This window comes from Nitrosospira sp. Nsp13 (genome assembly GCF_900101945.1).
Lineage (GTDB): Bacteria > Pseudomonadota > Gammaproteobacteria > Burkholderiales > Nitrosomonadaceae > Nitrosospira > Nitrosospira multiformis_D.
In genome coordinates this window covers 754,012-778,633 of sequence record NZ_FMVD01000001.1, presented here as the reverse complement: position 1 = coordinate 778,633, position 24,622 = coordinate 754,012, and the positions used below count along the sequence as shown (strand labels likewise).

23 protein-coding genes are annotated in these 24,622 nt (G+C 52.7%); 12 read left to right on the top strand and 11 right to left on the bottom strand.

The genetic code is table 11. The features are described from left to right. Positions 1-79: 79 nt before the first annotated feature. Positions 80-736 (top strand): helix-turn-helix transcriptional regulator, encoded by a 657-nt coding sequence (locus BLO43_RS03480; RefSeq protein WP_090905788.1) that lies wholly within the window; start codon positions 80-82, stop codon positions 734-736. Between the two features lie 14 nt (positions 737-750). On the opposite strand, the gene pgl is transcribed toward BLO43_RS03480, so the two are convergent. Together pgl and BLO43_RS03470 are read right to left on the bottom strand one after the other, a co-directional pair. After that, the gene (pgl, locus tag BLO43_RS03475; RefSeq protein ID WP_090905876.1) at positions 751-1,410 is read right to left on the bottom strand and encodes a 6-phosphogluconolactonase; all 660 of its coding nucleotides are present in this window, start codon (positions 1,408-1,410) and stop codon (positions 751-753) included. A gap of 99 nt (positions 1,411-1,509) precedes the next feature. Continuing rightward, the gene (locus BLO43_RS03470; protein ID WP_090905787.1) at positions 1,510-1,914 is read right to left on the bottom strand and encodes a DoxX family protein; all 405 of its coding nucleotides are present in this window, start codon (positions 1,912-1,914) and stop codon (positions 1,510-1,512) included. A 439-nt stretch (positions 1,915-2,353) separates the two neighbouring features. On the opposite strand from BLO43_RS03470, the gene BLO43_RS03465 reads away from it, so the two are divergent. Then, positions 2,354-2,596 carry a hypothetical protein gene (locus BLO43_RS03465; RefSeq protein ID WP_004176061.1) on the top strand — a complete coding sequence of 81 codons (243 nt, stop codon included), beginning with the start codon at positions 2,354-2,356 and terminating at the stop codon, positions 2,594-2,596. Positions 2,597-2,747: 151 nt separating this feature from the next. Here the strand turns inward: BLO43_RS03465 and BLO43_RS03460 are convergent, their stop codons facing one another. The 6 genes from BLO43_RS03460 to gloB all read right to left on the bottom strand — a co-directional run bounded on the left by BLO43_RS03460 (position 2,748) and on the right by gloB (position 9,411). Beyond that, complete coding sequence (locus BLO43_RS03460; RefSeq protein ID WP_090905875.1) at positions 2,748-4,520, bottom strand: tetratricopeptide repeat protein; 1,773 nt, start codon at positions 4,518-4,520, stop codon at positions 2,748-2,750. Positions 4,521-4,690: 170 nt separating this feature from the next. After that, entirely contained in the window at positions 4,691-5,287 is a 597-nt protein-coding gene (locus BLO43_RS03455) for a TetR/AcrR family transcriptional regulator (protein ID WP_090905786.1), read from the bottom strand. Between the two features lie 95 nt (positions 5,288-5,382). Further along, positions 5,383-5,799, bottom strand: coding sequence for a hypothetical protein (locus BLO43_RS03450; protein WP_074632799.1), 417 nt, complete (start codon positions 5,797-5,799; stop codon positions 5,383-5,385). A gap of 364 nt (positions 5,800-6,163) precedes the next feature. After that, complete coding sequence (gnd, locus tag BLO43_RS03445; protein ID WP_090905785.1) at positions 6,164-7,069, bottom strand: phosphogluconate dehydrogenase (NAD(+)-dependent, decarboxylating); 906 nt, start codon at positions 7,067-7,069, stop codon at positions 6,164-6,166. 160 nt (positions 7,070-7,229) lie between these two features. Further along, a complete protein-coding gene (tal, locus tag BLO43_RS03440; RefSeq protein WP_090905784.1) occupies positions 7,230-8,357 on the bottom strand; it encodes a transaldolase in 1,128 nt (375 codons plus the stop codon). Between the two features lie 262 nt (positions 8,358-8,619). Next, a complete protein-coding gene (gene gloB / locus BLO43_RS03435) occupies positions 8,620-9,411 on the bottom strand; it encodes a hydroxyacylglutathione hydrolase (RefSeq protein ID WP_090905783.1) in 792 nt (263 codons plus the stop codon). A gap of 523 nt (positions 9,412-9,934) precedes the next feature. Between gloB and BLO43_RS03430 the strand changes: the two genes are divergently transcribed. The 9 genes from BLO43_RS03430 (at position 9,935) to BLO43_RS03395 (ending at position 20,648) form a co-directional block, all read left to right on the top strand. Beyond that, positions 9,935-10,780 (top strand): class I SAM-dependent methyltransferase, encoded by an 846-nt coding sequence (locus BLO43_RS03430; RefSeq protein ID WP_090905782.1) that lies wholly within the window; start codon positions 9,935-9,937, stop codon positions 10,778-10,780. After that, positions 10,777-11,235, top strand: a complete 459-nt coding sequence (gene rnhA / locus BLO43_RS03425; protein WP_074632784.1) for a ribonuclease HI — start codon at positions 10,777-10,779, stop codon at positions 11,233-11,235. Before BLO43_RS03430 ends, rnhA begins: the two co-directional genes overlap by 4 nt. 96 nt (positions 11,236-11,331) lie before the next feature. After that, on the top strand, positions 11,332-12,045 hold the full coding sequence (gene dnaQ / locus BLO43_RS03420) for a DNA polymerase III subunit epsilon (protein WP_090905781.1): 714 nt from the start codon (positions 11,332-11,334) through the stop codon (positions 12,043-12,045). Positions 12,046-12,371: 326 nt separating this feature from the next. After that, entirely contained in the window at positions 12,372-13,706 is a 1,335-nt protein-coding gene (locus BLO43_RS03415; protein WP_254773301.1) for a TolC family protein, read from the top strand. Then, on the top strand, positions 13,699-14,934 hold the full coding sequence (locus BLO43_RS03410) for an efflux RND transporter periplasmic adaptor subunit (protein WP_254773300.1): 1,236 nt from the start codon (positions 13,699-13,701) through the stop codon (positions 14,932-14,934). Before BLO43_RS03415 ends, BLO43_RS03410 begins: the two co-directional genes overlap by 8 nt. After that, the gene (locus tag BLO43_RS03405) at positions 14,931-17,996 is read left to right on the top strand and encodes an efflux RND transporter permease subunit (RefSeq protein ID WP_090905779.1); all 3,066 of its coding nucleotides are present in this window, start codon (positions 14,931-14,933) and stop codon (positions 17,994-17,996) included. Before BLO43_RS03410 ends, BLO43_RS03405 begins: the two co-directional genes overlap by 4 nt. 9 nt (positions 17,997-18,005) lie before the next feature. After that, positions 18,006-18,326, top strand: coding sequence for a P-II family nitrogen regulator (locus BLO43_RS03400; protein WP_074632777.1), 321 nt, complete (start codon positions 18,006-18,008; stop codon positions 18,324-18,326). Positions 18,327-18,578: 252 nt separating this feature from the next. Beyond that, positions 18,579-18,704 carry a hypothetical protein gene (locus BLO43_RS17145; protein ID WP_302847664.1) on the top strand — a complete coding sequence of 42 codons (126 nt, stop codon included), beginning with the start codon at positions 18,579-18,581 and terminating at the stop codon, positions 18,702-18,704. A gap of 159 nt (positions 18,705-18,863) precedes the next feature. Beyond that, positions 18,864-20,648: a hypothetical protein gene (locus BLO43_RS03395; protein ID WP_175443840.1), complete on the top strand. Its 1,785-nt coding sequence runs from the start codon at positions 18,864-18,866 to the stop codon at positions 20,646-20,648. 256 nt (positions 20,649-20,904) lie between these two features. Here BLO43_RS03395 and BLO43_RS03390 read toward each other — a convergent pair whose 3' ends face one another. The 3 genes from BLO43_RS03390 to BLO43_RS03380 form a co-directional block, all read right to left on the bottom strand. Continuing rightward, complete coding sequence (locus BLO43_RS03390) at positions 20,905-21,699, bottom strand: hypothetical protein (RefSeq protein ID WP_090905777.1); 795 nt, start codon at positions 21,697-21,699, stop codon at positions 20,905-20,907. Between the two features lie 153 nt (positions 21,700-21,852). Next, entirely contained in the window at positions 21,853-22,368 is a 516-nt protein-coding gene (locus tag BLO43_RS03385; protein ID WP_090905776.1) for a hypothetical protein, read from the bottom strand. Between the two features lie 132 nt (positions 22,369-22,500). Next, entirely contained in the window at positions 22,501-23,730 is a 1,230-nt protein-coding gene (locus BLO43_RS03380; protein WP_139149231.1) for a PA0069 family radical SAM protein, read from the bottom strand. Between the two features lie 117 nt (positions 23,731-23,847). Between BLO43_RS03380 and BLO43_RS03375 the strand changes: the two genes are divergently transcribed. Then, positions 23,848-24,303, top strand: coding sequence for a hypothetical protein (locus BLO43_RS03375; RefSeq protein WP_090905775.1), 456 nt, complete (start codon positions 23,848-23,850; stop codon positions 24,301-24,303). Positions 24,304-24,622: the final 319 nt, after the last annotated feature.

The following is a 24,622-nucleotide window of genomic DNA, read 5'->3' as shown; positions in this document are numbered from 1 at the left end:
TAGTAGATGTAACAGGTGATAATGTGTTCCATAATAATTTTTTATAATTACTTGGACGGGAGAAAGGAAGGGAAGCCAAATGCTTAATACTATGGGTGAACGGCAGAAACAATTGCTCAAGCTGCTGCGCAGGGGCAAGCCGGGCCTGAGCGTAGACGAGCTTTCGAAGGGACTTGAAATTACGCGCAATGCGGTACGGCAACATCTTGCCTCGCTGGAAGCGGCAGGATTGGTGGAGACCGGTAACACGCGACCCTCAGGAGGAGGACGTCCGCAGCAGCTTTATATTCATACCGAGCTTGGCCGGGAGAGTTTTCCGCGCCAGTACTCGTGGCTTGCACAGTTGGTAGTGGCTTCTGTTCAGAATGAAGAAGGTGCGGAAAACATGAGCAGGCGTCTGGGCGAGATTGGTGCGGGGGTGGGACGTCAGCTTCGCAGCGAACATCCCGGCTTGGCGACGCACGCGGAGAAAATCGAGAAGCTTGCCGAGGTAATGGATCAGCTTGGTTATAACGCAAAAACCGTGGCATTCGAGGGTGGCGAGACGGTAATCGAAGCGGATAATTGCGTGTTCCACAGGATGGCGGTAAGAGATACTGACATTTGCCATCTTGACAGGGGCCTGATGGAGACTTTCACCGAAAGTAAGGTCGAGCAACATGAATGCATGGTTCACGGCGGTAACTTGTGCCGGTTCAGATTCAAGCCAGAGGACGACGAATCCAAAGGTAAATAAAGATAAATAGCCGTTTAGAGAGGCTTCAGTAAAGCGGATTCCACCAGTACATCGACACCCTTCTCCGGCGCTATTGCCCGCGGCGGAATATTTTCGCCCGCACGCCATCGTGCCACCGCATCCCGTTTGGACTCACCACCGACCAGAAATATCACCTGCCGTGAACGGCTGAGTCTCGCCGCGCTCAGTGAAACGCGCTGTGGTGGGGGTTTGGGCGCATTCAGCACCGCCAGCGTGTCAGGTGAATCGGGTTCGGTTCCCCACTCGTGACCGGGAAACAGGCTGGCGGTATGGCCATCCTCGCCGAGTCCAAGCAGCGTTAAATCAAATATGCCTACGGTATTCAAGGTCTGCGCGTATTCGCAAGCCGCTAGATCCGCGCCAAGCTCCCCCGGAATTGTGTACAACTGATCCGCCGGAATTTCGACATAATCGAGCCACGCTTCTCCGGCCATGACGGAGTTGCGCCGGGGATCGGTGGGTGACACACAGCGTTCGTCGCCAAAGTAGACGTACCAGGCTGTCCAGTCGGTATGTGCTGCCCGCAGCTGTTTGTAGATTGCGCGGGGTGTGTCGCCGCCCGCGAGTACGAAGTGAAACTGTCCCCGTGTCCGGATCGCCGCGGCGGCGCTGTCTAGTATCATATTCAGCGCTACATTCTGCAGTTCCGGCATATCCGCGATCGGATGCCATCTGCATTGTTCGGAATGAGTGGAATCAGGAGATTGTGGGGATTTTACGCGCATAGCCAATTCGTCCGTACGTACATTATATCAATCCGGTTTGATCGCTATTCTACCGCTACCAAGGAATAATATCGCGAGGCTGGAAAATAAATAGAAACCCTGCAATTCAAGTGCCCAGCCTCCATTGCTCGTTAGCGAGAAAAGCTGGCTGCGGTGCGCCAGTACCAATGCAAATATCATATTGCCAAAAACCAGCAATCCACCCAGGCGAGAAAAAATTCCCAGAATAATCATTAGCGGCGCAATAACTTCGCCCACGTAAACGCCGTAAGCCAGAACTGCAGGTAAATTAAACCCGGCAAGTTGCTTACTGATGAATTCGAGAGAGCCTGGATTGAGCATTTTGAATACTCCATGCAGCAGTATCAGCGTGCCAACCGTAAGGCGCAAAATAAATTTGCCTAAAGCATCATTTTGAAATGGATTGCGCATGGACGTTCTTCTTTGAACCTGAATCCGGTAGTTGTAGTGAAACTCACCACAAAGGTGAAGCTCAAGCGTATATGTTTTTGTGGATCATGGTGCTTAATTGAAAAGATAAACGGTCAACCGCCGGGTTCAGGTTAAATGTAACGACGACGAATTCAAGATGGAAGGTGAAAGTACGGCAACAACCGATGCGGTGACGTGATGCGCAGTCCTTCTGAGAAGACTTCCATCAATGTTTTTGACTTAGCCGGGCACTTATCAATTAGTCCCGGATAACGTCAGTCAGTTCCATTTTATCAGTCTTCAATCCAGATATTTTACCGGATTGATGGATTGTTCGGTGGTTCCCCATGTTTTTTAGTCACGCTATCATAGCCAAAGATCGTGCTTCAGATTAAAAAAAGGCATACTTATCGGGTAGCACAATAATCTTGGAGGAATGATGTCAGACGAGGACATGAAAGCTGAGTTGGAGCGATTGCGTAAAGAAAACGAAGCACTCAAAAAAGGAGCCAGTACCGGGATCACCATGAAGGTGAGCGAAAAGGGAGCGCTCTCGGTGTATGGCATGGGCCGTTTTCCCGTGACGCTTTACAAGGAGCAATGGTTAAAGCTGGTGGATATGTCGGATGATATCCGTGCATTCATAGCGGCGAATGAGGGAAAACTGAAGACCAAAGACTGAGGGTGGGACGAGAAATATAGATCAATAACGAACAGAATGGCAAGCTCGCAGCAGGGCTCTTCAGGGATGGAATCTCTGAAATAAGTCTTCTGTGGAGCGCATTGGTGGCAACGAGACTTATTCAAAGATTCCTTGGCGATTTGAGTATTGGTTACATCTTTGCATCCCCGCGTCCGAAGCGTGACCCCCTGAGTTTCACGTCGGCACGTGCCCAGGTCTTGTTGAAACGTGCCTCGATGAGCGCCGCCTGATCATCCTTCTTTTGTGCGCGCAATGCTTGCATCAATCCGTAAAGCGCCCACCCGCTGTCGCGATTGCGCCGCAGGTCTTCCCAGTACACGGTCTCCGCTTCGGCCGGACGTCCTGCCTCCAGCAGGATGGCGCCGAGGGTCAGCCGTGGCGGAACGCTGAATTCCGATGGTTCCGTGTATATCAGGGCGTCTTCAAGGCGAACAGCTTGTTCAAGGTACGCGATAGCCTGATCGAACTGTCCGCGCGCCGCGGCGATCTCGCCGGCGAGCACCTCGGGTGCGGCGCTCAGCACGGTGCGCGCGGTATTTTTCGAGAAAAGGGGGAGATCCAGAGCCGGGTTCTTCATGATTTCGCGCAACGCGCTTAGTTCCTGATCGGCCTGTTGCAACTGCCCGGTGGCAACAAACGCGAGGCCGCGTACATAGTGCCAACTTCCTTTCAGAAACGGGCTAGTGGATGGCGGGGCGGGTTCTTCAAGAACCTCCTGCCAGTGGCCGAACCTCGCAAGTGCCCAATACGGCACCATGCGGAATATCGCCGTCAGCGGCATCGCCTCCAGCACCGCATCGTCTACCTTGCTGGCGGCTTCCCGTGCGGATTTGATTGCCACTTTGCTTTGACCGTCTCCCGTCGCCGCGAACCAGAGGAAGTGAATGTTATGCGGGTAGTACATCATGGGGTATATCCCCTGGGCGCGGCACTGCGCGATGTAATCCTCGTCGGCCGCGATGGCAAGCTGATTGCTCTTCATCGAGTCGGCGTAGCGGCCCACGCGCTGATAGATATGTGATGACATGTGTATCATGTGCCCCGCCGCCGGCATCAGCGTCAGCAGGGTATCGGCTGCCTTCTCCGCCCGCTCAGGCGTGCTGGTCGGTTCCATGAGGTGAATATACATGTGCAGCGCGGCGGGATGCTTCGGATTGCGCCGCATCACCTCTTCGGTGAGTGCGACAATTTCGGCTGTTCCCTCGTACGGCTGGCCATCGCGCATCCAGTAGCCCCAGGGACGCAGATCCATCACCGACTCTACATAAAGCATCGCGATATCGAGATCATCCGGAAAACGCTGGTGCACTTCCCGCATCGCCTCCGCGTAAGCCTTGTCGTTCGTTGTCCGGCTCTCGGGATTCCCCGAGTAACGCTTCTCGAGAGCATTGATGAGCGCACGCTCTCTGGGTGATGCTTTCGCCATGAGCGACTTGGCCTGTTGCACGATCTCCAGAGCCTGCGGCTCCTCGTTCGGTTCCATCATTGCGTTGATGTTGGGGCCGAGCACGAGTGCCTGACCCCAGTAGGCCATTGCAAGTCCAGGATCGAGCCGTGCCGCTTCACGGAATGCCCGGCGCGCCTCGGCATGGTTGAACCCATAGGCGAGGTTCAGCCCCTGGTTGATGTATTGCTGTGCCAGCTTGTTGCGCGTGCTGACGGGGAATGTATGCGTACCCAGGTTCTGCAGCCTGGGTGCGAGCTTGCCATCCGGGCTTGGCTTGTTTGCCATATCGGATTGCGCGTAATGCTGGTGGCCGCCTCCGGATCTTGCAGAAGTTTCGCGCTTTTTGGTCGAAGCCACGTCGCCAGTCCCGGCGCCAGTCTCGGCGAATGCGCCGGGAATACCCGCGACGACCAGGGCCAGAATTAATAGTGTTGAACGGACGATGTCGGATTGCATGGACATTACCTCCCTAATAAAAATACACAATTTTTCCAGGCAGTGGAAATTCCTTCCGCCGGCGCGATTGCAACGTGGTGAAGCATGGAAATAACCCCATGATGGGTTGCTAAAAAATATGCAGAGGCAGGAATACATATGACCGGTCGTATTATTATTGGGCAAAAAAATCAGGGTTTGAAAAAATCGTCCAGTAAATCCTGACAGCACTGCTTGATCGGCGCGGATGATCTTTCTATTTTCATCCTCAATAAAGCGCCCTGCCAGGTATTCACCAGCAGATCGGCCATCATTTCAGGTGATTTGTCCGATCTTACCGTCCCCTGCTGCTGTGCTTTGGCCAGTCCGGACTGTAATACATCCTGGTAACGCCTGACGGCGGATTGAAGCGATTTACGGCAAACTTCGCTGGTATCGCCTATTTCTCCCATCAGGTTACCCAGGAGGCAACCGCCTTTAAACTCATCCTTCTCAAGTTCCACGATGAGCTCATCAAAATAACGTCTTATTGCACCGAGCGCATCAGCGTCGGATCGTTCCAGATGATCAGTTAACAGTGCGATAAATGGATCGGTATAGTGTTGAATGACTTCCGCACCAAAATCTTCCTTGCTGCCAAAGTAATTGTAAAAAGAACCCTTGGGCACATTAACCGCATCCAGGATCTCCTGGAGTCCGGTACCGTGATAGCCCTGCCCCCTGAGCAGGGCAACTCCCTGATTTAACAGATTATCTCTGTTGAATTCCTTTTTGGTGGGTTTAAGCATAGATAAATAATACGACCGGTTGTCTTGGATTGTCAAGAAAAAAAGACGGCACCCAACCAAGTGCCGTTTGCCATCAGGAAATTACATAAAATTTGTTACCGGCTTACGGCACTCAGCTTTTGCTGGTTAGCAGCGGCATGATTCTCGTCGGCCTTCAGAGCCATTTGGTGATGAAGGCGGGCTTCCTTGATATTTGCCTCGACAGCTCGCTCATATTCACGCACCTGCGCGGAGGCATGCGATTGAAGGTCTTGCGCCTGTCTGCCATACAGATAACTTTTGTTTTCGTACTGCTCAAGCAGTTCCCGTTGTTCCTTCGCTTTTGCCTTTATCTGCGTCGCTGCGTCTTCATAGAATTTGGCTATGGCCTCATGGTCGCTGCGAGTAACGGCTTTTTGAGCAGCCGCGCGAATCTCGGGAGTATCAACAGGCTCGGCAGCGATCACGGATGAACTCACCGAGGCCAGGAAGCCGATCATGGATAAAGCTGAAAAAATATTCCTTGTTTTCATTGTGTACCTCACTAATATTACTAGCGATTTTCGTTGGCATTGGGTGGGGAAACGTCGAGCACTTCTTCAATTCCCAGCATTCATGGTTTGAATCTTATACAACTAAAAACACTTTGTCAACTTAATAATGTTTAAAGTGTGTTTTGACCCCATGAATTCATATCGAGTGACCTGAACGTCTTGACGAATGTGAGATAGTCCGATGGGCCGGATTTGGCAATGGGAGGAGTGTGGGGACGTCGTCCCCATACCCTATACTTTGTTTTACAGCGCTCCAGTAGTCCAGTAGCCCGGTAGCCGCAGCATACGGAGCAATATGTTTCGCTTATTGGCGCGCTTCCTTGTCTCCTGCTCGCCAGGAGATTCATTCCTTTTTCATCGCATGTCCCCCGAACTGGTTGCGTAGTGCCGATAGCAATTTGTTCGAGAATGAATCGGCATCACGCGACTGCAGGCGTTGCAATAATGCCAACGTGATGACCGGGGCGGCGACATCGAGGTCAATCGCTTCGGCGACCGTCCAGCGTCCTTCGCCGGAATCGGCGACATACGGGGCAATACCTTCCAGACCCGGATTTTCCGCTAGGGCAGCAGCAGTCAAGTCGAGCAGCCATGATTGCACCACGCTGCCATCGCGCCAGATCTCCGCTATCTGATGCAGATCCAGGTCGAATTCCTGCTTGTGGCGCAGGATCGCAAATCCCTCTCCATATGCTTGCATCATGCCGTATTCGATACCGTTATGAATCATCTTGGTAAAGTGCCCGGCACCGCTGGGGCCGACACGCCCCCAGCCTTTATCCGGCGCGGGAGCCAGGGTTTCAAAGATGGGGCGCAATCCCTCGATGACTTGTTCATCGCCGCCCAGCATGATGCTGTAGCCGTTCTGAAGCCCCCATATGCCGCCGCTGGTGCCCGCATCGACAAGATGAATCTTGCTTGTCGCCAGCATTTGCGCACGGCGTTGCGTATCCTTGTAATTTGAATTGCCGCCCTCGATAACGATGTCGCCTGGTATGAGCAGCGGCCACAACGCGGTAATTGTTTCATCCACCGGGGCACCCGCGGGAACCATCAACCATATCGTGCGAGGCGATTTCAATTCATTAACGAGTGCTTCGGGTGTCGTCGCCGGCACAATGCCTTTTTTTTCGATTTCCCTGAGTGTTTCCGGGTTGCGGGCATGGCCGACGACGCGGTGGCCGCCGAGCACCAGTCGTTGCGCCATGTTGCCGCCCATGCGTCCGAGGCCGATCATTCCAAGTTCCATTATTTTTCTCCCGATTGTTCAAGCCCTCTGAATAAGTCTTCGATGTAGCCCCAGATACACTCTTTGAAGGACTTATTCAGAGGTTCAGTAAAGTAGCACCCTTGATGGTGTGATGGGTTTCGCTACGCTCTCCCTACCCTACGCGAGTCGCGGCAGGCTGCTAGGCCGCGTGATTGGCGAGGATCTCCTGCCGCTTGGTTTTGAGCGCGGCAAGCAGCTTGTCGTACGATGCGGCGAAAGCGTCCACGCCGTCATCCTGGAGTTTCTCCGTGATGGCGTCGAGATCGATGCCGAACTCCTTTAGTCGTGCAGTGTCGGCTTGCGCCTGTTCAATATTTTCCGTGAGCGTTTCACGCACGTGGCCATGATCGCGGAATGCGTCAAGCGTTTTAGGCGGCACGGTGTTGACGGTATCGGGGCCGATCAATTGCTCAATGTAGAGCACGTCGGAGTAAGCGGGATTCTTGGTGCCGGTGCTGCCCCATAACGGACGTTGCGCTTTTGCGCCTTTGCGGCGCAAATCGGCAAAGTCCTCGCCATGGAATATTTCGTGGAAGCGCTGATAGGCGAGCTTGGCATTGGCGATGGCGATCTTGCCGCGTAAGGCGAGTGCTGCGGGCGATCCGTTCTTTTCCAACAAGGGATCGACAACACTATCCACCCGACTGACAAAAAATGACGCAACCGAAACCGGCCAGCTTACCATTTTACCCGGCGATGCTTCCGCTCTGCCATTGAGCCCGCGGATATAGGCTCGCGCCACATCTTCATAATGCCGCAGCGAAAACATCAGGGTCACGTTGATGTTTACGCCTGCCGCGATGGATTGCGAAATCGCGGGGATACCCGCCGGGGTGGCCGGAATTTTTATCATCAGATTCGGGCGTTGCACCGCGTCCCATAACCGCTTCGCTTCGGCAATGGTTCCCTCCGTGTCATGGGCGAGATGCGGCGAGACTTCGAGACTGACGTAACCATCGCCGCCCTGGGTTGCGTCATAGACCGGCCGCAGCACATCGGTGGCGCTGCGTATATCGGCAACAGCCAGCGCTTCAAACAGCGCTTTGTCGGTTTGGTGTTCATCAGCTTTCAGCAATGCGCCCAGCGCATCGTCGTAGCTGCTGCCGTGATTGATGGCTTGCTCGAAGATGGTGGGGTTGCTGGTTACGCCGCGTAGCTTGTCTTCAGTTACCAGGCGTTGCAGCTCTCCGCTATTGATGAGATCGCGGCTGATCGAATCCAGCCAGATGGATTGGCCGCACTGTAGGATCTGCTCTAAAGGATTCATGTGTTTTAAACTCCCGTAATGTGCCGCTGTGGTAAACAATGTCATGAACGGTAATTTGCTGTTTCATCGTGCCATAGCGGGTGGTTGAATTTACGTAACGGTACTTGACTTGCGGTATTGCGCGCAGTGGATGCTGCGCTGATGAAAGAGGGCGCCTCTATACGACAACGGAAGCGCCCGATCATTCATGAGCACCTCTATAAATTCGAATTTGCGAGCATTCGCTTTGCGAATTCGCCTGCTTCCCCCGCTTTATCACGGGTTAAAAATGATTCTTCCAGTCACGCAATGCGGCAAATACGCTAACGGGATCGGATAACGGCTTGCCTGCATAGACACTGGCATTACGGATGATTTCGGGCTGATTGCAGCGCAGGAACGGATTGATGGCCCTTTCTATCGCGATGCTGGAGGGCAACGTCGGGATATTCTGTTTGCGCAATGCTTCAACCACCGTTTCGCGTTCGATCAATGCCTGATTGCCGGGCTCGACGGTTCTGGCGAAACGGATATTGTTGAGGGTATATTCATGGCCGCAATAGACCCCGGTTTCTTTGGGTAAATCCGCCAGTTTTTGCAGTGAGTTCACCATCTGCGGTGCGGTTCCCTCAAATAACCGTCCGCAGCCGCAGGCAAACAGAGTATCCCCACAAAACAACAGGTTTGCGCCATAATACGCAATATGTCCGGCGGTATGGCCGGGAATATCCAGCACCCTGAGGCTAAGAGAGAATTCGGGAATATAGGCGATGCCTTCCTCGCTTTCTTTGCCGTTGCATTCCTTGAGAGGGTGCGTGACGGTGGGAATCGATTCGTTTGCGGGGCCGAATACCGGCACCGTAAATTCCCGCAGCAGCGCGGCGTTGCCTCCCACATGATCGTTGTGGTGGTGAGTGTTGAGAATGGCGATGAGTTTCAGTTTTTCTTGTTTCAGGTAATCGAGCACGGGTGAGGCGTCGCCCGGATCGACCACGGCGGCGTGGTAGTGGTCGCGGATAACCCAGATATAATTATCGGTGAATGCGTGAATCGCAACGATATGCGGCGTAGTCATGGGGCAGGCGTCACTTTGAATTTGTGTTCAATCGGATAAATGGCATGGCGAGTTGATGAATTGAACTTAACAGAGTAATAAATATTCATATTAGTCCATAATCCTAAACCCGGCAGTTGACCGCTCACTTATTTGGTTATTGCTATGATTAATAAAAATATTTTGTGCTATTTGACCCTCGCCTTCTGGGTGAGCCCGCTACAGAGCGGATTGCACGGTTTTTACGGCGCAGGGCGGCGTTGCAACTCCTTGGAATGGAATGGCGCCCCGAAGCGTTGCACGAGGGGCCCCGCGAAGCGGGGATCGGGCAGCGTAGGGGATGCCGTGATCGCGTTTCAGGTACATGGGGCGCATGCATCCCGCTTCGGGGTCGCACCTTCCTGCGGAAGGCACTGCTCCGCCCTACGCGGTCGCATTCCGCGTCGTTGCGCCTTGCCCCGCGCCCCAAAAACCGTACACTCCGCCCCGTACAACTGCCGGATTTAGGATAATCGAATTCCCTTCTGCCGTTCTTCAATACTATATGCCGATAAAAAATAGGCTGGAATGGTTTGACACTTGTCTAGGTCAATATCTGCTGGAGCGGGAGCAGAGCCATTTCGACCAGGCCGTGGTGGATGTGTTTGGCTACAACGCCATGCAAATAGGGTTTCCGCAATACGATTTTCTAAGCGCCAACCGCATGCCGTTACGATTCTGTGCAGCCATTGAAGAAAGTGCTGCGTTACGGGCAGCCCCTGAGTTTCTGCCGGTTGAAACGAACAGCATCGATCTGGTGCTCCTGCCCCATGTGCTCGAATTCAGTGCCAATCCCCATCAGATTCTGCGCGAGGTGCAACGGGTGCTCATGCCCGAGGGGCATGTCATCGTCTGTGGTTTCAATCCTCGCAGTCTTTGGGGCGTGCGAGGGTTTTTCGGATCGGTGGAGGAGCGTTTTCCCTGGCGCGGCAATTTGATGCCGAAGCTCAGAGACGCGCCGGTGGAGAAGCATTTTCCCTGGCACGGCAAGTTCATTGCACTGCCAAGGCTCAAGGACTGGTTGACATTATTGGATTTCGAGATCACTAAAGATCGTTTATGTTGCTACGCACCCCCTTTCAGTCAGGAAAAATGGCTGAAACGATTTAATTTCATGGAGGCCGCAGGTGATCGCTGGTGGCCATTCTCCGGCGGTATTTACTTCCTGACGGCAGTCAAGCGCGTGCATGGTATGCGCGTCATCAAGCCTGAATGGAATGAGGTGCGCGCCGCGAGGAGAGGCATGGCTCCGGTCGCGCAAAAACTCGGCGCCGATACTTCCGGGCAAGAGCCGCGCCTGGCCGCGCGCAATGGGATTCTGGTGAAGACACCTACGCAAGGCGGAGAGTGAAAGCGAAGCGTGACGGAGTAGTGGAAATTTTTACCGACGGCGCTTGCAAGGGCAATCCCGGCATTGGCGGGTGGGGCGCGCTGCTGCGATATAACGGTCACGAACGGGAGTTGTATGGTGGTGAAAAGCTGACGACCAATAACCGGATGGAGCTGCTTGCGGTCATCCGCGCACTGGAAGCCCTGACGGAGCCGTGCGAAGTGCGGCTGCATACGGATTCCCAGTACGTGCAAAAGGGCATCAGCGAATGGATCCACTCCTGGAAAAAGCGTGCTTGGCGCACCGCTGATAAAAAGCCCGTAAAAAATGATGATTTATGGAAAGAACTGGATGAGTTGACACAGAGCCATCGAATCGAGTGGTTATGGGTGCGCGGCCACTCCGGTCACGAAGGTAACGAACAGGCGGACGTACTTGCTAACCGCGGTGTGCAATCGGTGCTGGAGAGTGAATAAATGACAAGACAGATGCTATAAGCAGATGAGAGAGGTTAAGCTATTTCAGCTGCAAAAGGCTATATAAAAATGAGTTTTGAATAGGAATATAAACCTGTGCGCCAGATTTTTATCGACACTGAAACCACCGGTCTGGAACCCCGTCTCGGCCACCGCGTCATCGAAATTGCTGCGGTGGAAATGCTAAGCCGACGACTGACCGGCCGCCGCTTTCACCGCTATCTGAATCCGGATCGGGAGATCGATGAGGGGGCATTGCAGGTTCATGGCCTGACCGTCGAGTTTCTCCAGGACAAACCGAAATTTCGTGACGTCGTCCCCGAACTGATTGAATTTCTTGAGGGGGCTGAACTCATCATGCATAACGCTTCATTTGACGTTGCGTTTCTCGATCATGAATTTGGATTGGCCGAGTTGCAGCCATTGAGTGAATATTGCCATTCGGTGACCGATACGTTGAAAATGGCAAAAGAGCTGCATCCCGGAAAGCGAAACAATCTGGATGTGTTATGCGAGCGCTACGAGGTTGATAATTCCCGGCGCACGCTGCACGGTGCGCTGCTGGATGCGGAATTGCTGGCGGAAGTCTATCTTGCCATGACGCGTGGACAGGACAGCCTCCTCATGGAACTGGAGGCGCCCTCCGCGCTTGAGATCGCCGCCAATCTGCGGGATTTACGGCTGACAATACTGCCCGCCAGCGCGGAGGAACTGGAAGCCCACGCACAGCAGCTTGAATTGATTGAACACGAAAGCAAGGGTAAGTGTCTATGGAAACGGTTGGAATCCGATGCGCCAATAGGGAGCTAGTTACGCAATAGCGGTGAAGGCTCCTGGAAAAAGGTGGATTCGGAGCGAGGGGTTGGATGAGCGATTGCAAGATTGACGGCTGGCAGCCGTACTATAATAAAATTTGTTCCCACTTTGCATCGTCGGGAGCAACATCGACGAAATTCGCTCATCAGGCAAGGGAAAATACCTTGTATGGCAATGCAATTTCCACCTCTGGCTGACCGTCGGCTGCCCTCTCCCTTTAATCCAGGCATCCACACACTGCCTGTCATCCTGGATGCCAGCAGTCGTCACCGCTTCATTCAGGCAAATGTCGATCATGGCAATTCACGGACACTACTGATGTGCCGAGTTTGCTAAAGGCGGCGTCAAGCCTGCGAATTCTGGCATGTATACTGCTGGTCTCATGGGCGGTAACGCTGCGGGCAGAAGCCGTGCCCACGGATCAGCTCGTTATTACCGAACAGCAGGCTATCGCGCTATTTTATCAGCGCAACCTCGGTTTGATCGCGGCACGCCTCAACATTGATAGTGCCGAGGCAGAGCAAATTATTGCTGCCGCGATTCCTAACCCGGTATTCAGGCTCACCACTTCAGAACTGGCTCCGAGGGCATTTGCACGGGAGAGCCGTAACCTGGCGGTACCGGCGATACTCCCGCAAATTGAACAACTCATCGTGACTGCCGGAAAACGCCGTTTACGGATAGAAAGCAGCGAACTCGCCACCGAAGCGGTCGAGTTTGACGTGCAGGATGTCGCACGCGTGCTCACCAACGCTGTGCGGCGCAGTTATTACAGTCTTTTGCTGGCGCAAAAGATACTTAAAGCGGCAAGCGATAACTTTGAGCGTTACCGGGAAATCCTGCGGGTCAACGAAGTCAGGCTTAAGGTAGGGGATGTCGCAACAGTCGATTTTATTCGTATCGAAGTGGAAAGCCTGAAGGTTCAGGGTGATCAGGATCAGGCCCTGGCGGCGTTAAATCAGGCGCGAGCCGATCTGCTCCTGCTGCTGGGCTGGCCCGAAAACAGCATAGAGATTACCGCAGTGGAAACCTGGCCCGAAGCGTCACCAGAGATTGCGCTGGCCAGGCAAGACCAGTTGGTTGAGCGCGCACTGGAACGGCGACCGGATATGCGTGCGGCAAGGGTGCGCATCGCACAAGCCAAGAAGATGCTGACCCTGGCGCAGCGGCAGATCATCCCCGATGTGACTATAACCGCTTTTTATGACCAGGATCAGGGCAACCAATTCCCGCGCACGGGCGGCGTCGGTATCAGTTTACCCATTCCCGTGTTTTATCAGCAAAAAGGTGAAATTTCCAAAGCTCGTGTGAGTGTAACCAATTCTGAACTGGCGCTGGCGCAGGCTGAGCAGGACATCCGGGCGGAGGTGATGAAAGCCTCGGCATCGTGGCAGAGCGCCGACGCGATAGCCCGGCGCTTCGAGACATCGGTGGTCAAGCGCATCGAGACCTTGCGTAAAGCACAGGAAATCGCTTATCAAAAAGGAGCGGTGGGCGTGCTGGATTTGATCGATGCACAGCGCAGCTATAGAGCAATAATGCTGGATTATTACACTGCCCTGGCAAATCGCAGTAAAGCCTGGGCAGATCTGTTAATGGCATATGGAGAGGAAACCAAAGGTTCCTCCCGAGGTCTGGCGGGCAGCAATGGTTAAGCTGCCTGATGGTTTCCCGCTGTGGACTCCCGGTCCAGATAAGCGAATGAATCCAGGCCAGGTAAAGCTTATAGGCACGAGATTTTTCGCTGTCACGCATCTTGCCATCGGATTGCTGAGTTTGTCGCTTGTAGCCTGTCAGCAGCAAAGTCATGAGCAACCATTGCCAGCCGCCAATCACCCCAGGGACGAGGTCATACTCAGCCTGGATTCACCCAAGCGCGATTTTATAAAAGAAACAACTATCGAGCTGGTTCAACGTCCGTTGATGGATGCCGTCACGGGAAAAATCACGTATGACGAAACCCGCACCGCTCGTGTTTCCTCACCGATTGCAGGTCGGGTGACCGGTGGCATTGCGGCGTTAGGTGCGTATGTCCGGACAGGCGATACGCTCGCTGAACTGAACAGCCCGGAACTGGGGCAGGCGCAATCGGCCTATGCGGGAGCCATGTCCGATTTGAATCTCGCCAACCGGACTTTCCAGCGGATACAGGAGCTTTATGATAATGGCATCGCTCCGCGCAAGGAGCGTGAGCAGGCGGAGGATAGCCTGATCCGGGCTCGTAGCGAGGCCGAACGGGCGCGCCTGAAACTGGTTAATCTGGGTGTTCGCAGCCAGCGCCCCGATAACCGCTTTGTTTTGCATGCGCCGCTTTCAGGAACGATCACCGAACGCAATATCAATCCAGGCATGGAGGTCCGCTCTGATCTGACCGTACCGTTGTTCGTTATTTCCGATCTGGATCAGTTATGGGTGCAGATGGATATTTTTGAGAAAGATATCGGACTGATTCATGCCGGTGCCACGGTGTTGCTGCAAGTTCCCGCCTACCGGGGAGAAGATTTTACCGCAACCGTCGGCTATATAAGCCAGGTGGTGAATGAAACGACCCGCACAGTGAAGGTGCGGTGCATCTTGCCCAATGCGGAGAGAAGGTTGTTGCCGGCCATGTTCGCAAGCATCACGGTACAAAGTGATGCCGATGATCTGGCTGTGGTTGTTCCCTTGAACGCAATATTTGCCGACAAGGAATCCGACTGGGCATATGTAAATATTGGCGACTATCATTATCAGAAGCGTCCGGTTACGGTGGGTCTGCGCCTGAAAGACCGGGCGGTGATTCTTGATGGATTGAAGCCCGGGGACAGGCTCGTAGTGGGCGGGGCCTTGCTGCTGCGTACTGAACAGGATACCGAGCAGCAAAGTGGGGAAAGTGCGCCGTGATCCACAGGATCATCGCCTTCTGCCTGCAACAACGCCTGTTGATTATCAGCACGTCCGTGTTTCTGGCTGCCCTGGGTGCTTTGTCGTTCGAGCGCTTGCCGATACAGGCCTTTCCCGATGTGCAGAATGTTTTCGTACAAGTGGTGACGCAATATCCCGGCCAAGCCCCGGAAGAAGTGGAAAAACTGATCAGCCTGCCCATCGAAAGGGAAATGAATGGTCTGCCGCATATGATTAATATGCGTTCGGTATCCATTTTCGGCTTGTCGGTGGTAACGCTGATATTTGATGACGATGCCGAGGATTATTTTTCACGGCAGCTGGTGCTGGAGCGGCTAAAAACGGTTAGCCTTCCGGCGGAAGTAAAGCCCATACTGGGCCCCTTGACGACCGGTATCGGCGAGATTTTTCGCTATCGTATCGAAGCCCCTGGCATTCCGCTGGTGGAACAGCGGGCGTTACAGGATTGGATGATCGAGCGCACGCTCCGCTCCGTCCAGGGGGTAGCTGATGTAGTCGCTTTCGGGGGAGGCATCAAGCAATACCAGGTGCAGATCGATCCAGGCAAGCTCAGGAATTACGGGTTGACGCTTCCTCAAGTCTATCAGGCTATCGCTGTCAATAATGCCAATATCGGCGGCGGTTATCTCGATCATGGCCATGAGGCATTGGTAGTGCGTGGCACAGGTTTGTTGAAATCCGGTGACGAAATTGGAAACATCGTTGTTGCCAGCCAGGAAGGTGTTCCAATTTTTGTCAAGAATATTGCCGAGGTGGTCGTGGATTCCCAACCGCGTACTGGCATTGTTGGTTACAACGACGACGACGATGTGGTTCAGGGCATCGTTTTGCTTATCAAGAGCAGAAATGCCATTGAAGTAATAAATGGGGTAAAGGCAAAAATCGAGCATCTTAATAATTACGGCCTGCCCCAAGGCGTCAAAATTGTCCCCATTTATGATCGTACGGAACTGATACAGCATACCGTTCATACGGTCGAGCGGAATATGCTGGAGGGCGCCGCACTTATTCTGGTAGTTCTGATTATTTTTCTCCGCCGGGTCTGGGTTTCAGCGGTGGTTATTGTTGTTATCCCGCTATCCTTGTTATTTGCCTTTATCCTGATTGATGCCATGCAGGTTTCCGCCAACCTGATTTCCCTGGGCGCAATCGACTTTGGCATTATTGTGGATAGCGCCGTGGTGCTGGTAGAAGCCGTCATGGTCAAAGTGACTCTGGAGATGCGTCAACAGGCAAGTGTGGCTCATATGCGCCAATCCATGCTCATGACAACGGCTGAAATGGCCCGGCCGATACTTTTTTCCAAAGCCATTCTTATTATCGCCTTTTTACCTATTTTTACCTTTCAGCGCGTTGAAGAAAAAATCTTTTCTCCGATGGCACTCACGCTTACTTTTGCTTTGCTGGGTTCGCTGTTCATCAGCTTGACCCTGGTTCCGGTGCTATTGAGTTATCTGGTGGGACCTCGACTCACCGAATCGCACAATCCGCTTATCCATGGCATGGAGCGGCGTTACTTGGCGTTGCTGGAGGCCGTGTTGCGCCATCCGCGCAAATTGTTCGCAGGCGCAGGTTTAATGCTGGCCTTGTCTCTGGCCTCTTTTCCACTGATTGGTACGGAATTCATGCCCAAGCTGGATGAAGGCAATGTCTGGCTGACCATAACGTTGCCAACGCCGGTCTCCCTCAATAAGGCCAAGGATCTGGAAAGAGATATACGCGCGCGCCTGCTTGAATTCCACGAGGCGAAGTCGATACTTACGCAATTGGGGCGCCCGGAGGATGGTACCGATCCTAAAGGTTTCAATAATCTGGAGGTTCTTGTCGATCTCAAGCCAAAGGATACCTGGCATCATCGCAACAAGGATGAGCTTGTCGAAGCGATGCAGAAACGCCTGGCGGTATTCCCCGGTTTGCAGTTCAATTTTTCCCAAGTGATTCAGGACAACGTGGAAGAAGCTATTTCCGGCGTTAAAGGCGAAATTGCCATCAAGGTTTTCGGCGAAGATCTAAACATTCTTCAGGAGAAGGCCAATCAGATCACTGGCCTCCTGCGCTCCATAGAAGGCGCCACCGATGTGGCCGCCGAGCAGCAGTCCGGGCTGGCTCAGCTGGTCATTTCCATCGATCGGGACAAAATTGCGCGTTATGGTATCAATGTGTCTGATGTGGAGGACGTGATTTCCATGGCGGTTGGCGGTAAAACCGCTACCCAAATGCTGGAGGGGGAACGCCGTTTCGACATTACCGTGCGACTCATCAGTTCGGCACGCGATTCAGTGGGGGCAATTGAAGATATCACCGTTTTATCCACGAATGGCAGCCGTATTCCATTGGCCGAATTGGCGGAGATCAAGACGAGTCAAGGTGCCTCGCGTATTAGCCGCGAGGATAACATGCGCCGTATCGCCATCAAATGTAACCTGATAGGGCGCGATCTAGGTAGTTTTGTGGCCGAGGCACAGAAAAAAATCGGTCAACAGGTTCACCTGCAGCCGGGTTATAGCATAGTCTGGAGCGGCCAGTTCGAGAACCAGCAACGCGCAATGAAGCGACTTTCCTTTATCATTCCCGTCAGTTTTATTCTGATTTTCGTACTGTTATTCTGGACATTCCGCTCGATCAAGAATGCCTCCTTGATTGTAATGAACGTTCCCTTCTCGATGATCGGTGGATTGATAGCCTTGCTATTAACCGGCATCCATTTAAGCGTCTCGGCAGCGGTTGGGTTCATCGCGCTGTTTGGCATTGCCGTGCAAAACGGTGTAATCCTGCTATCGCAGATCAACTTACTCAGGCGCGAGGGCATTTCGCTAAATGAAGCCATTTTGCAGGGTTCTGTCAGCCGTTTACGTCCCGTGGTGATGACGGCGCTGATGGCAATGCTGGGATTGTTGCCCGCAGCGTTGTCCACCGGCGTCGGATCAGAAACCATCAAACCTTTTGCCGTGGTTATTATTGGTGGACTGATTACCGCGACGTTGTTAACCTTGACCATGCTCCCAGCACTCTACCGCAATTTTGAACAACCGCATCCTTGAGGCATCGCCATGAAAGAAATCCGCGCCTATATCGAGCCTTTCATGCTATCAAAACTCACCCAGACGCTGCTTGAAATACCTGATTTCCCGGGTATGAGCGTATCCGATTGCGAGGGCTTCGGGCGAGTCAAACTAATTACTGGACGAGATTTCACGCCATACGTACCAAAAAAGCGCATTGAAATTTTTGCCCCTGATAATCTGGTGGAATGTATTTTCAATGAAGTAATGACGGTTGCCAACACTCATCAACATGGTGCCGGTAAGGTCTATGTCCTCGACGTAAACGAGAGTGGACGTATCAGTACGGGCGAACGGGGGAGCGAATAGACCTGAGAGCTTTTCGTAACCGGGCGACGATTATCCTGTGACTACGTTATATCGTTCGACGCCCAAGCTGCTCGATTTTTTTGAGGAACGGAGCTTATCATGCACGACACCGTGTTGAATGTTGCATTTCTCGATCATGAATTGGGGTTGGCCGAATTACAACCATTGAACACATATGCCATTCGGTAACCGATACCTTTGAAAATAGCCAAACAGCGTTATCCAGAACGAGAAATCATCCGGATGTGTTTAGTGAGCGCTATAAGGTCGATAATTCCCGGCGCACATTGCACGGCGCTGCTGGATGCGGAATTGCTGGCGGAAGTCTATCTTGCTGCGTTTCACCCACTCTACGGAAAACAGTATGAAGGCATATAGATGAATGAGCCAGCGTCTAAAAAATCTCCACTGGAGTGGACAGTAGCGGGTGTTCTTGAGGAAATAGCGAGCCTCAATAAGTCCATGCCGGACCGTTCCTTGTCTTTCGTGCTCGGTTCAGGCGCCTCTTTTTCATCCGGTATCTCTACCGGAAAAGTAATGGCGGAGAACTGGCTGAATGAGTTACATCTGCGTGAGTGTCGCGACGATTTAGATCGTGATACATGGATAGCCTCCAATGCGCTGGGCATTGACGGTCTCACATGGGATCATGCGGCTGAGTTCTACCCCCTGATATTTGAGCGCCGTTTTCGCGGCGACCCTGAATCCGGATTTGCCGCGCTCGAAGTGGCCATGGATGGGAAAGAACCCAGCATCGGTTATTCGATGCTGGCCGAGGTTATACAACAAACCCGACACAAGGTCGTTGTCACTACTAACTTCGACAATCTGGTAGCCGATGCTTTAGCCATTCATGCCTACAAACCGCCACTGATCGTCGGCCATGAATCGCTTACCGGATATGTGCGAACTGCATTGCGCAGACCGCTAGTCGCCAAGATACATCGCGATCTGTTTCTTCAGCCCAAGAGTGACAAAGCGGGGGTGAGCACTCTTGAACAAGGGTGGATAGATGCGCTCACCCGCCTGTTCAAGCATTATATGCCGCTCGTGATTGGCTACGGTGGCAACGATGGCAGCCTGATGGGGTTCTTGAACAGTTTGAAACCCGGAGATATTACGGGTCGAATCATCTGGTGCTATCGTGTCGGCTCGCTTCCGTCTGCCATAGTGCAGGAATTGCTGGCAAAACATGACGGAGTAATGGTGGCGATACCCAGTTTTGACATATTTATGTTGCAGTTGGCCGCGACATTGATTCCCAATTTCGAGATGGGAAAAATTCTCAACCGCCTTGAAGAACGTGGTAATGCAAGAGCCGAAAACTACCGTAACCAAGTACAGAATCTCCTAAAAGAAAGTGACGCGGCCACTGTTTCGAGCGTCGATCAAGAGGCGACCCGCCAGGTATTGGCGGATGCGTTCAAGGATTCGAATAATTGGTGGTCGTGGGAAATGCGGGCTCGTGCCGAAGCTGATCCAGAGAAACGTAATAATATCTACCTCGAAGGGCTTTCAACACTTCCCTCAAGTGTAGACTTAATAAGGAGCTACGCCATTTTTTTGACGTGTGAACGTAAAGATTTGGACGCTGCTGAGGTAGTATTTAAGCACGCACTGGAAGTTGATCCTAAAAATGCGGACAGCTTGGGTGATTACGCCAACTTCCTGGCAAATTACCGTAAGGATTCGAATGTTGCAGAAATAATGTATAAACGCGCATTGGAAGCTGATCCTAAGCACGCTAATAACTTGGGCAATTACGCCAACTTTCTGGTAAGGAATCACAGTGACATTGATGTCGCCGAAGCGATGTACAAGCGTGCGCTGGAAGCCGATCCGAAGAGGGCAATTACCTTGGGCAACTATGCCATCTTTCTGGCAAACTATCGCAAGGACTTGGATGCCGCAGAGATGATGTACAAGCATGCGCTGGAAGCCGATAATTATAAGAACATTAACACGTTGGGCAACTACGCTGGTTTACTGTTTGCCAGAGGTCAGATGGACGAAGCGAGATCCGTCTTGGATATTGCTATAGACCTGCTGGATGGTAAACAACCCGCCACAATTAACGCGGAGTGCTGGATGTATGCTTATTGCTGTGCTCCCCTGGCATACACCAATGCACTCATTGAACTTAAGCGCCTAATTAGAGAATTCTCCATCCGCACAGATGAATGGGACTTCTCCGGCGTCATTGCCCAAGCACTTAAGGCTAATCATCCTGAATCGGAGTGGCTGCCGAGGTTGGTGGATGTTTTAGCAGATCGTGCTTCCGTAAAAACTCTTGATGCGTGGGCAGCCTGGAAAGCAGCATAGCAACATCGAATCAGGATCGATAAAACCAAGCCTGAAGTTGACGCGGGTGAAATGGCCAGGTACTGGACTTCGGTCAATTAAACCCAGATAATCCTTTAGGATGTGAGACGATGGTGAGGCAGGTTGCGAGGCAGTTTTGCCGGTTGGGAGAAGTTCATAGCCTGGTCTATGGACGCCGAGCAAGCAGCGGAAATGGCCGCAAACAGACCGCCAGCAATCGGGTAGGCTCGGAGAGCCGACTAATGGATTATCTGGGTTAAACCTTGCACTTTTCGGTCAGAATAATGTTGGTTATCCATCCTACGGCGGTGCCGCTTTTCGTCCCATCCGTGGTCACAAAGACATCCGAGCATTCCGGACTGCCATCCATAAGTGTTTTGACAGCATTCAGTTTGGCGTTTTGGCCCACGGCGCCAAAAGCAGTTGCAATGCGCTGGATCTGACTGACTGCCAGCATATCCCCGAGCGTGAGATCCGCAAGATTGGCGTTCCCTGAAAAAGCCTGCTTGGATATGTATCCTTCTATTATGCTGCGATGAATGACATACTTGATTTTTCCTTCCGGATCGACGCAGGGTAGACGGTTCTTACCACCCTCTGGAAGCAACGCATCGAGTATGTCTGTTTTGAGTTTAATTTCTTCTTCTTTTTTATTCAGGGTTAGTTTGACGGTAGTTGGGGCAGTTATCGATATCATTGCTTCTTCGACTGAGATAGCCTGCAATTTCTGGTCCGGTGTTAACTGGCGCACTAGATTGGAGGTTTGTTGCGCGGCAGCGATAAAATTTTCTCTTGAAAAATAAAAGGCGAGTACAGTTCCCACCCATGTACCAAGAACCGGCAATAGTATTCCCAGTATGTCTTTTACCTGTTCGAAACTCTTGTCTCCGGCTTTTCCGAAGGATGCGGCCAGAATCGAGGTCAAACCAAGAATACCTATAACACTCAACGCAAAATAGACTATATTTCTTCCAATTTTCGCGCGCTCATTGGTATCCGCTCTCGTAGTTCTAGCATTTTCCTGATCATTATCAGGTGTTTCAGTTGTCATATTGTTCCCCCATATCTGAGAATTTTTCTAGCGAGAAGTGGTTTGTGGTCTCCAGGGGCGACGGCTCCCGTTGGCAGAGCGGTAGCGGAACCAGATGGAATTCACACCACCAGCAAGGACAGGAGTGGATAAAGGATTGATTCGACCCGACTATCAGGCATGTCTGTCATCATAATAGTGATCGCGAACCTTGCCTGCCCATCTCTGGAAGACTTGCCTTAGTGCGTCCTTTGCAGGACCCTTGATTCCGGGCGATGGTATCGGATGAATAAAGACATCTGAAACGCCGTTATCGAATACACCCCCGGTAATCCCTTCCTCACGGAAAACGAGGATAGGGAGGCGCAGGCCGAACAGAATGCCGGACTCCAGATGGTTCCACGCCGTTGGGAATGGCACCGGTGTGCTGATTCGTTTTTCGCCTATACTCCCCGGCTTGCTTATCCCAGTTTCAGCGCGAAATTGCTCGAATCCAAGAATAATACCACCCGAGCAGTGGCGCGCGATCAGAAGCACTTCGCGCAAAGGAAGTTCAGTCGGATAGTCGGAGCGTCCCAGCGCGCGAGGTTCCAGATCATTATTTTCCAGTTGCTGAATGATAACTGTTCGGGCCGCTTCTTGCGACGGCGACAAGCTGGTTGGTGAAGAGACGAATACAGGTATTTTCATTGGAGGACAGTAGATCCCTAATAGTCAGCAGAGGGTAGTGATATTTCTACATATATGAGATATTAATTTGAATTATGCCATAAGATTGAGGGTGGTTTATGAGTGGGGGCAGCCTGATCGACGCCAGAGTCGCTAAAACAGATCCAACTGTTTGCTTGAATTTCCCGTTTTATTATTTTTCGCATTCGAGAGAGCAGGAGTTGGCATGCAACCAGGCGTTGCTGGTTGAGTCGCCGAAGGCGGACGGAAACACGAAGTATCCAGCGTCCTGAAGCGCCCTGAGCGCACGCCGATGCCAAGACGCGCGACTGCTTTTTCGAAGCGCTGACGGATTATGTCAGCCCATATACCCTCGCCATGCATCCGCTTGCCAAAGGTGGCGTCATAGTCTTTGCCGCCGCGCATATCCTGCACCCCGTTCATGACGCGTTGCGCGCGGTCGGGAAAGTGTGCCTGCAGCCATTGCCGGAATAGCGGACTCACCTCCCATGGCAGGCGCAGCATGACATAGCCAGCATTGATGGCGCCGGCTTCCGCCGCTGCCGCCATGACCCGTTCCAGATCGGGCTCCGTGATAAAAGGAATTACCGGCGCGATGCTGACTCCGACCGGAATCCCTGTGTCGGTCAGGGTGCGAATGGTGCGCAAGCGGCGTGCCGGGGCTGCCGCACGCGGTTCCAGGGTACGTGCCATGGCGTGGTCGAGCGTGGTGAGCGTTATCGCGACCGCCGCTTGCCGCCTGGAAGCCATTTCCGCCAGCAGATCAATGTCGCGCTCGATCAACGAAGACTTGGTAATCAGTACCACCGGGTGTTCGCACGCATGCAGCACTTCCAGTATGCGGCGTGTCAGCCGCAGGTCTCGCTCGCAGGGCTGATAGGCGTCTGTGTTGACGCCAAGCGCTATCGGTTCCGGTACGTACGAGGTTTTCGCCAGCTCGCGCCGCAGCAATTCGGGTGCGTTGATCTTGGCAAAAATCTTGCTCTCGAAATCCAGCCCCGGCGACAAACCGAGATAGCTATGCGTGGGCCGGGCGAAACAATAAATGCAACCATGCTCGCAGCCGCGATACGGATTTAGCGACACGCTGAATGGCACATCGGGAGACTGATTGCGGGTCAAGATGGATTTGGCCTGCTCCTCAATGACTTGCGTCTTCAGGATTGACAAGTTATCGCCGCCGGTATGATGTTCGGCACCTGTCTCGGTATTACCACAAGACCAGCCGTCGTCAATAGCTTCCCGTGCAAGCACTTCATAGCGGCCCTGCAGATTCGACGCCGCGCCTCGGCCTTTCCGCCCTTTGAAGGAGGGTTGTACCCATGGTGGCGGTGCGTCTGCATCAGGATCATCGCCAGACATGATGGTCTCGGATATACTGTGTTGTTGGGTAGATCACAACATGCAAGTAGGTATTGCCAAGCAGGTTATCACCGTGGCTATCGTAACGGAATCCCCTGCCCATTACCAGGAGGAGTCATGAAGCCGATCATTCTTGCCCTTTTTTTACTAGGCTCAGGTCTGGGCGGTTCCGCGCTGGCACAAACTGTTTCGAATCCCTATCCAAAAACCGCCCCCCCGATACCCAATCCCCGCGTCGCTCAGCTGGAAATGGCATTGAATCACGTGCAGCAGGAGCAGCAGGCGGTGTACCAGCAGTTCCAGATGACGCAGGAGTTGCGCCGCAATGAGATTCAGGAGAATTATCCCCAGTCGATACAAACGCCCCACTCGATGATGCAGGCGCCTTACGCCATGGGCGGCCTCAAGGACAATCCTCCTCAAAGTTATGATGATAACGTGCGGATGCAGAGGGAGCGCCAGGAACGTATCGAGCAGTACACCCGCGATCTTAATCGCTTGTATTCGCGTTACGCTGAATTAGGCGAGCAGAAGAGGGTATTGCTCGATCAATTGATGGAGCTTGCCAAATAACCGTACCGTGTGAGCGGACGGTAAGTGTGCCGTCGGAAGAAGGCATCGTTGACACAGCAGTATGTTGAGCGTAAATTTTCAACCGGACGGAAGTTGCAAGGGGGGAGGTTGCAATTTCTGTCCTTCTGAAATGCTATCCGTGATTTTGACTGGTATGCCCGGCATCCAGAAATGGAGAGGGATAATCGACAAGTCCGGCATGGCGACGATCAAGCGATGAAAAATCTATACGTGGCGTTGTGTTAAACAAAAAGGTAAGCGGTCAATCGCTGGATTCAGGTTTAACCATCACACCATAGTATTCGGTTTCAGAAAATAA

Excerpts from the sequence above, each read along its gene's own strand:
- BLO43_RS03480 (WP_090905788.1), top strand. The coding sequence starts at position 80 with ATGCTTAATACTATGGGTGAACGGCAGAAACAATTGCTCAAGCTGCTG.
- pgl (WP_090905876.1), bottom strand. The coding sequence starts at position 1,410 with ATGCCGGAACTGCAGAATGTAGCGCTGAATATGATACTAGACAGCGCC.
- BLO43_RS03470 (WP_090905787.1), bottom strand. The coding sequence starts at position 1,914 with ATGCGCAATCCATTTCAAAATGATGCTTTAGGCAAATTTATTTTGCGC.
- BLO43_RS03465 (WP_004176061.1), top strand. The coding sequence starts at position 2,354 with ATGTCAGACGAGGACATGAAAGCTGAGTTGGAGCGATTGCGTAAAGAA.
- BLO43_RS03460 (WP_090905875.1), bottom strand. The coding sequence starts at position 4,520 with ATGCAATCCGACATCGTCCGTTCAACACTATTAATTCTGGCCCTGGTC.
- BLO43_RS03455 (WP_090905786.1), bottom strand. The coding sequence starts at position 5,287 with ATGCTTAAACCCACCAAAAAGGAATTCAACAGAGATAATCTGTTAAAT.
- BLO43_RS03450 (WP_074632799.1), bottom strand. The coding sequence starts at position 5,799 with ATGAAAACAAGGAATATTTTTTCAGCTTTATCCATGATCGGCTTCCTG.
- gnd (WP_090905785.1), bottom strand. The coding sequence starts at position 7,069 with ATGGAACTTGGAATGATCGGCCTCGGACGCATGGGCGGCAACATGGCG.
- tal (WP_090905784.1), bottom strand. The coding sequence starts at position 8,357 with ATGAATCCTTTAGAGCAGATCCTACAGTGCGGCCAATCCATCTGGCTG.
- gloB (WP_090905783.1), bottom strand. The coding sequence starts at position 9,411 with ATGACTACGCCGCATATCGTTGCGATTCACGCATTCACCGATAATTAT.
- BLO43_RS03430 (WP_090905782.1), top strand. The coding sequence starts at position 9,935 with ATGCCGATAAAAAATAGGCTGGAATGGTTTGACACTTGTCTAGGTCAA.
- BLO43_RS03410 (WP_254773300.1), top strand. The coding sequence starts at position 13,699 with ATGGTTAAGCTGCCTGATGGTTTCCCGCTGTGGACTCCCGGTCCAGAT.
- BLO43_RS03400 (WP_074632777.1), top strand. The coding sequence starts at position 18,006 with ATGAAAGAAATCCGCGCCTATATCGAGCCTTTCATGCTATCAAAACTC.
- BLO43_RS03395 (WP_175443840.1), top strand. The coding sequence starts at position 18,864 with ATGGCGGAGAACTGGCTGAATGAGTTACATCTGCGTGAGTGTCGCGAC.
- BLO43_RS03390 (WP_090905777.1), bottom strand. The coding sequence starts at position 21,699 with ATGACAACTGAAACACCTGATAATGATCAGGAAAATGCTAGAACTACG.
- BLO43_RS03385 (WP_090905776.1), bottom strand. The coding sequence starts at position 22,368 with ATGAAAATACCTGTATTCGTCTCTTCACCAACCAGCTTGTCGCCGTCG.
- BLO43_RS03380 (WP_139149231.1), bottom strand. The coding sequence starts at position 23,730 with ATGTCTGGCGATGATCCTGATGCAGACGCACCGCCACCATGGGTACAA.
- BLO43_RS03375 (WP_090905775.1), top strand. The coding sequence starts at position 23,848 with ATGAAGCCGATCATTCTTGCCCTTTTTTTACTAGGCTCAGGTCTGGGC.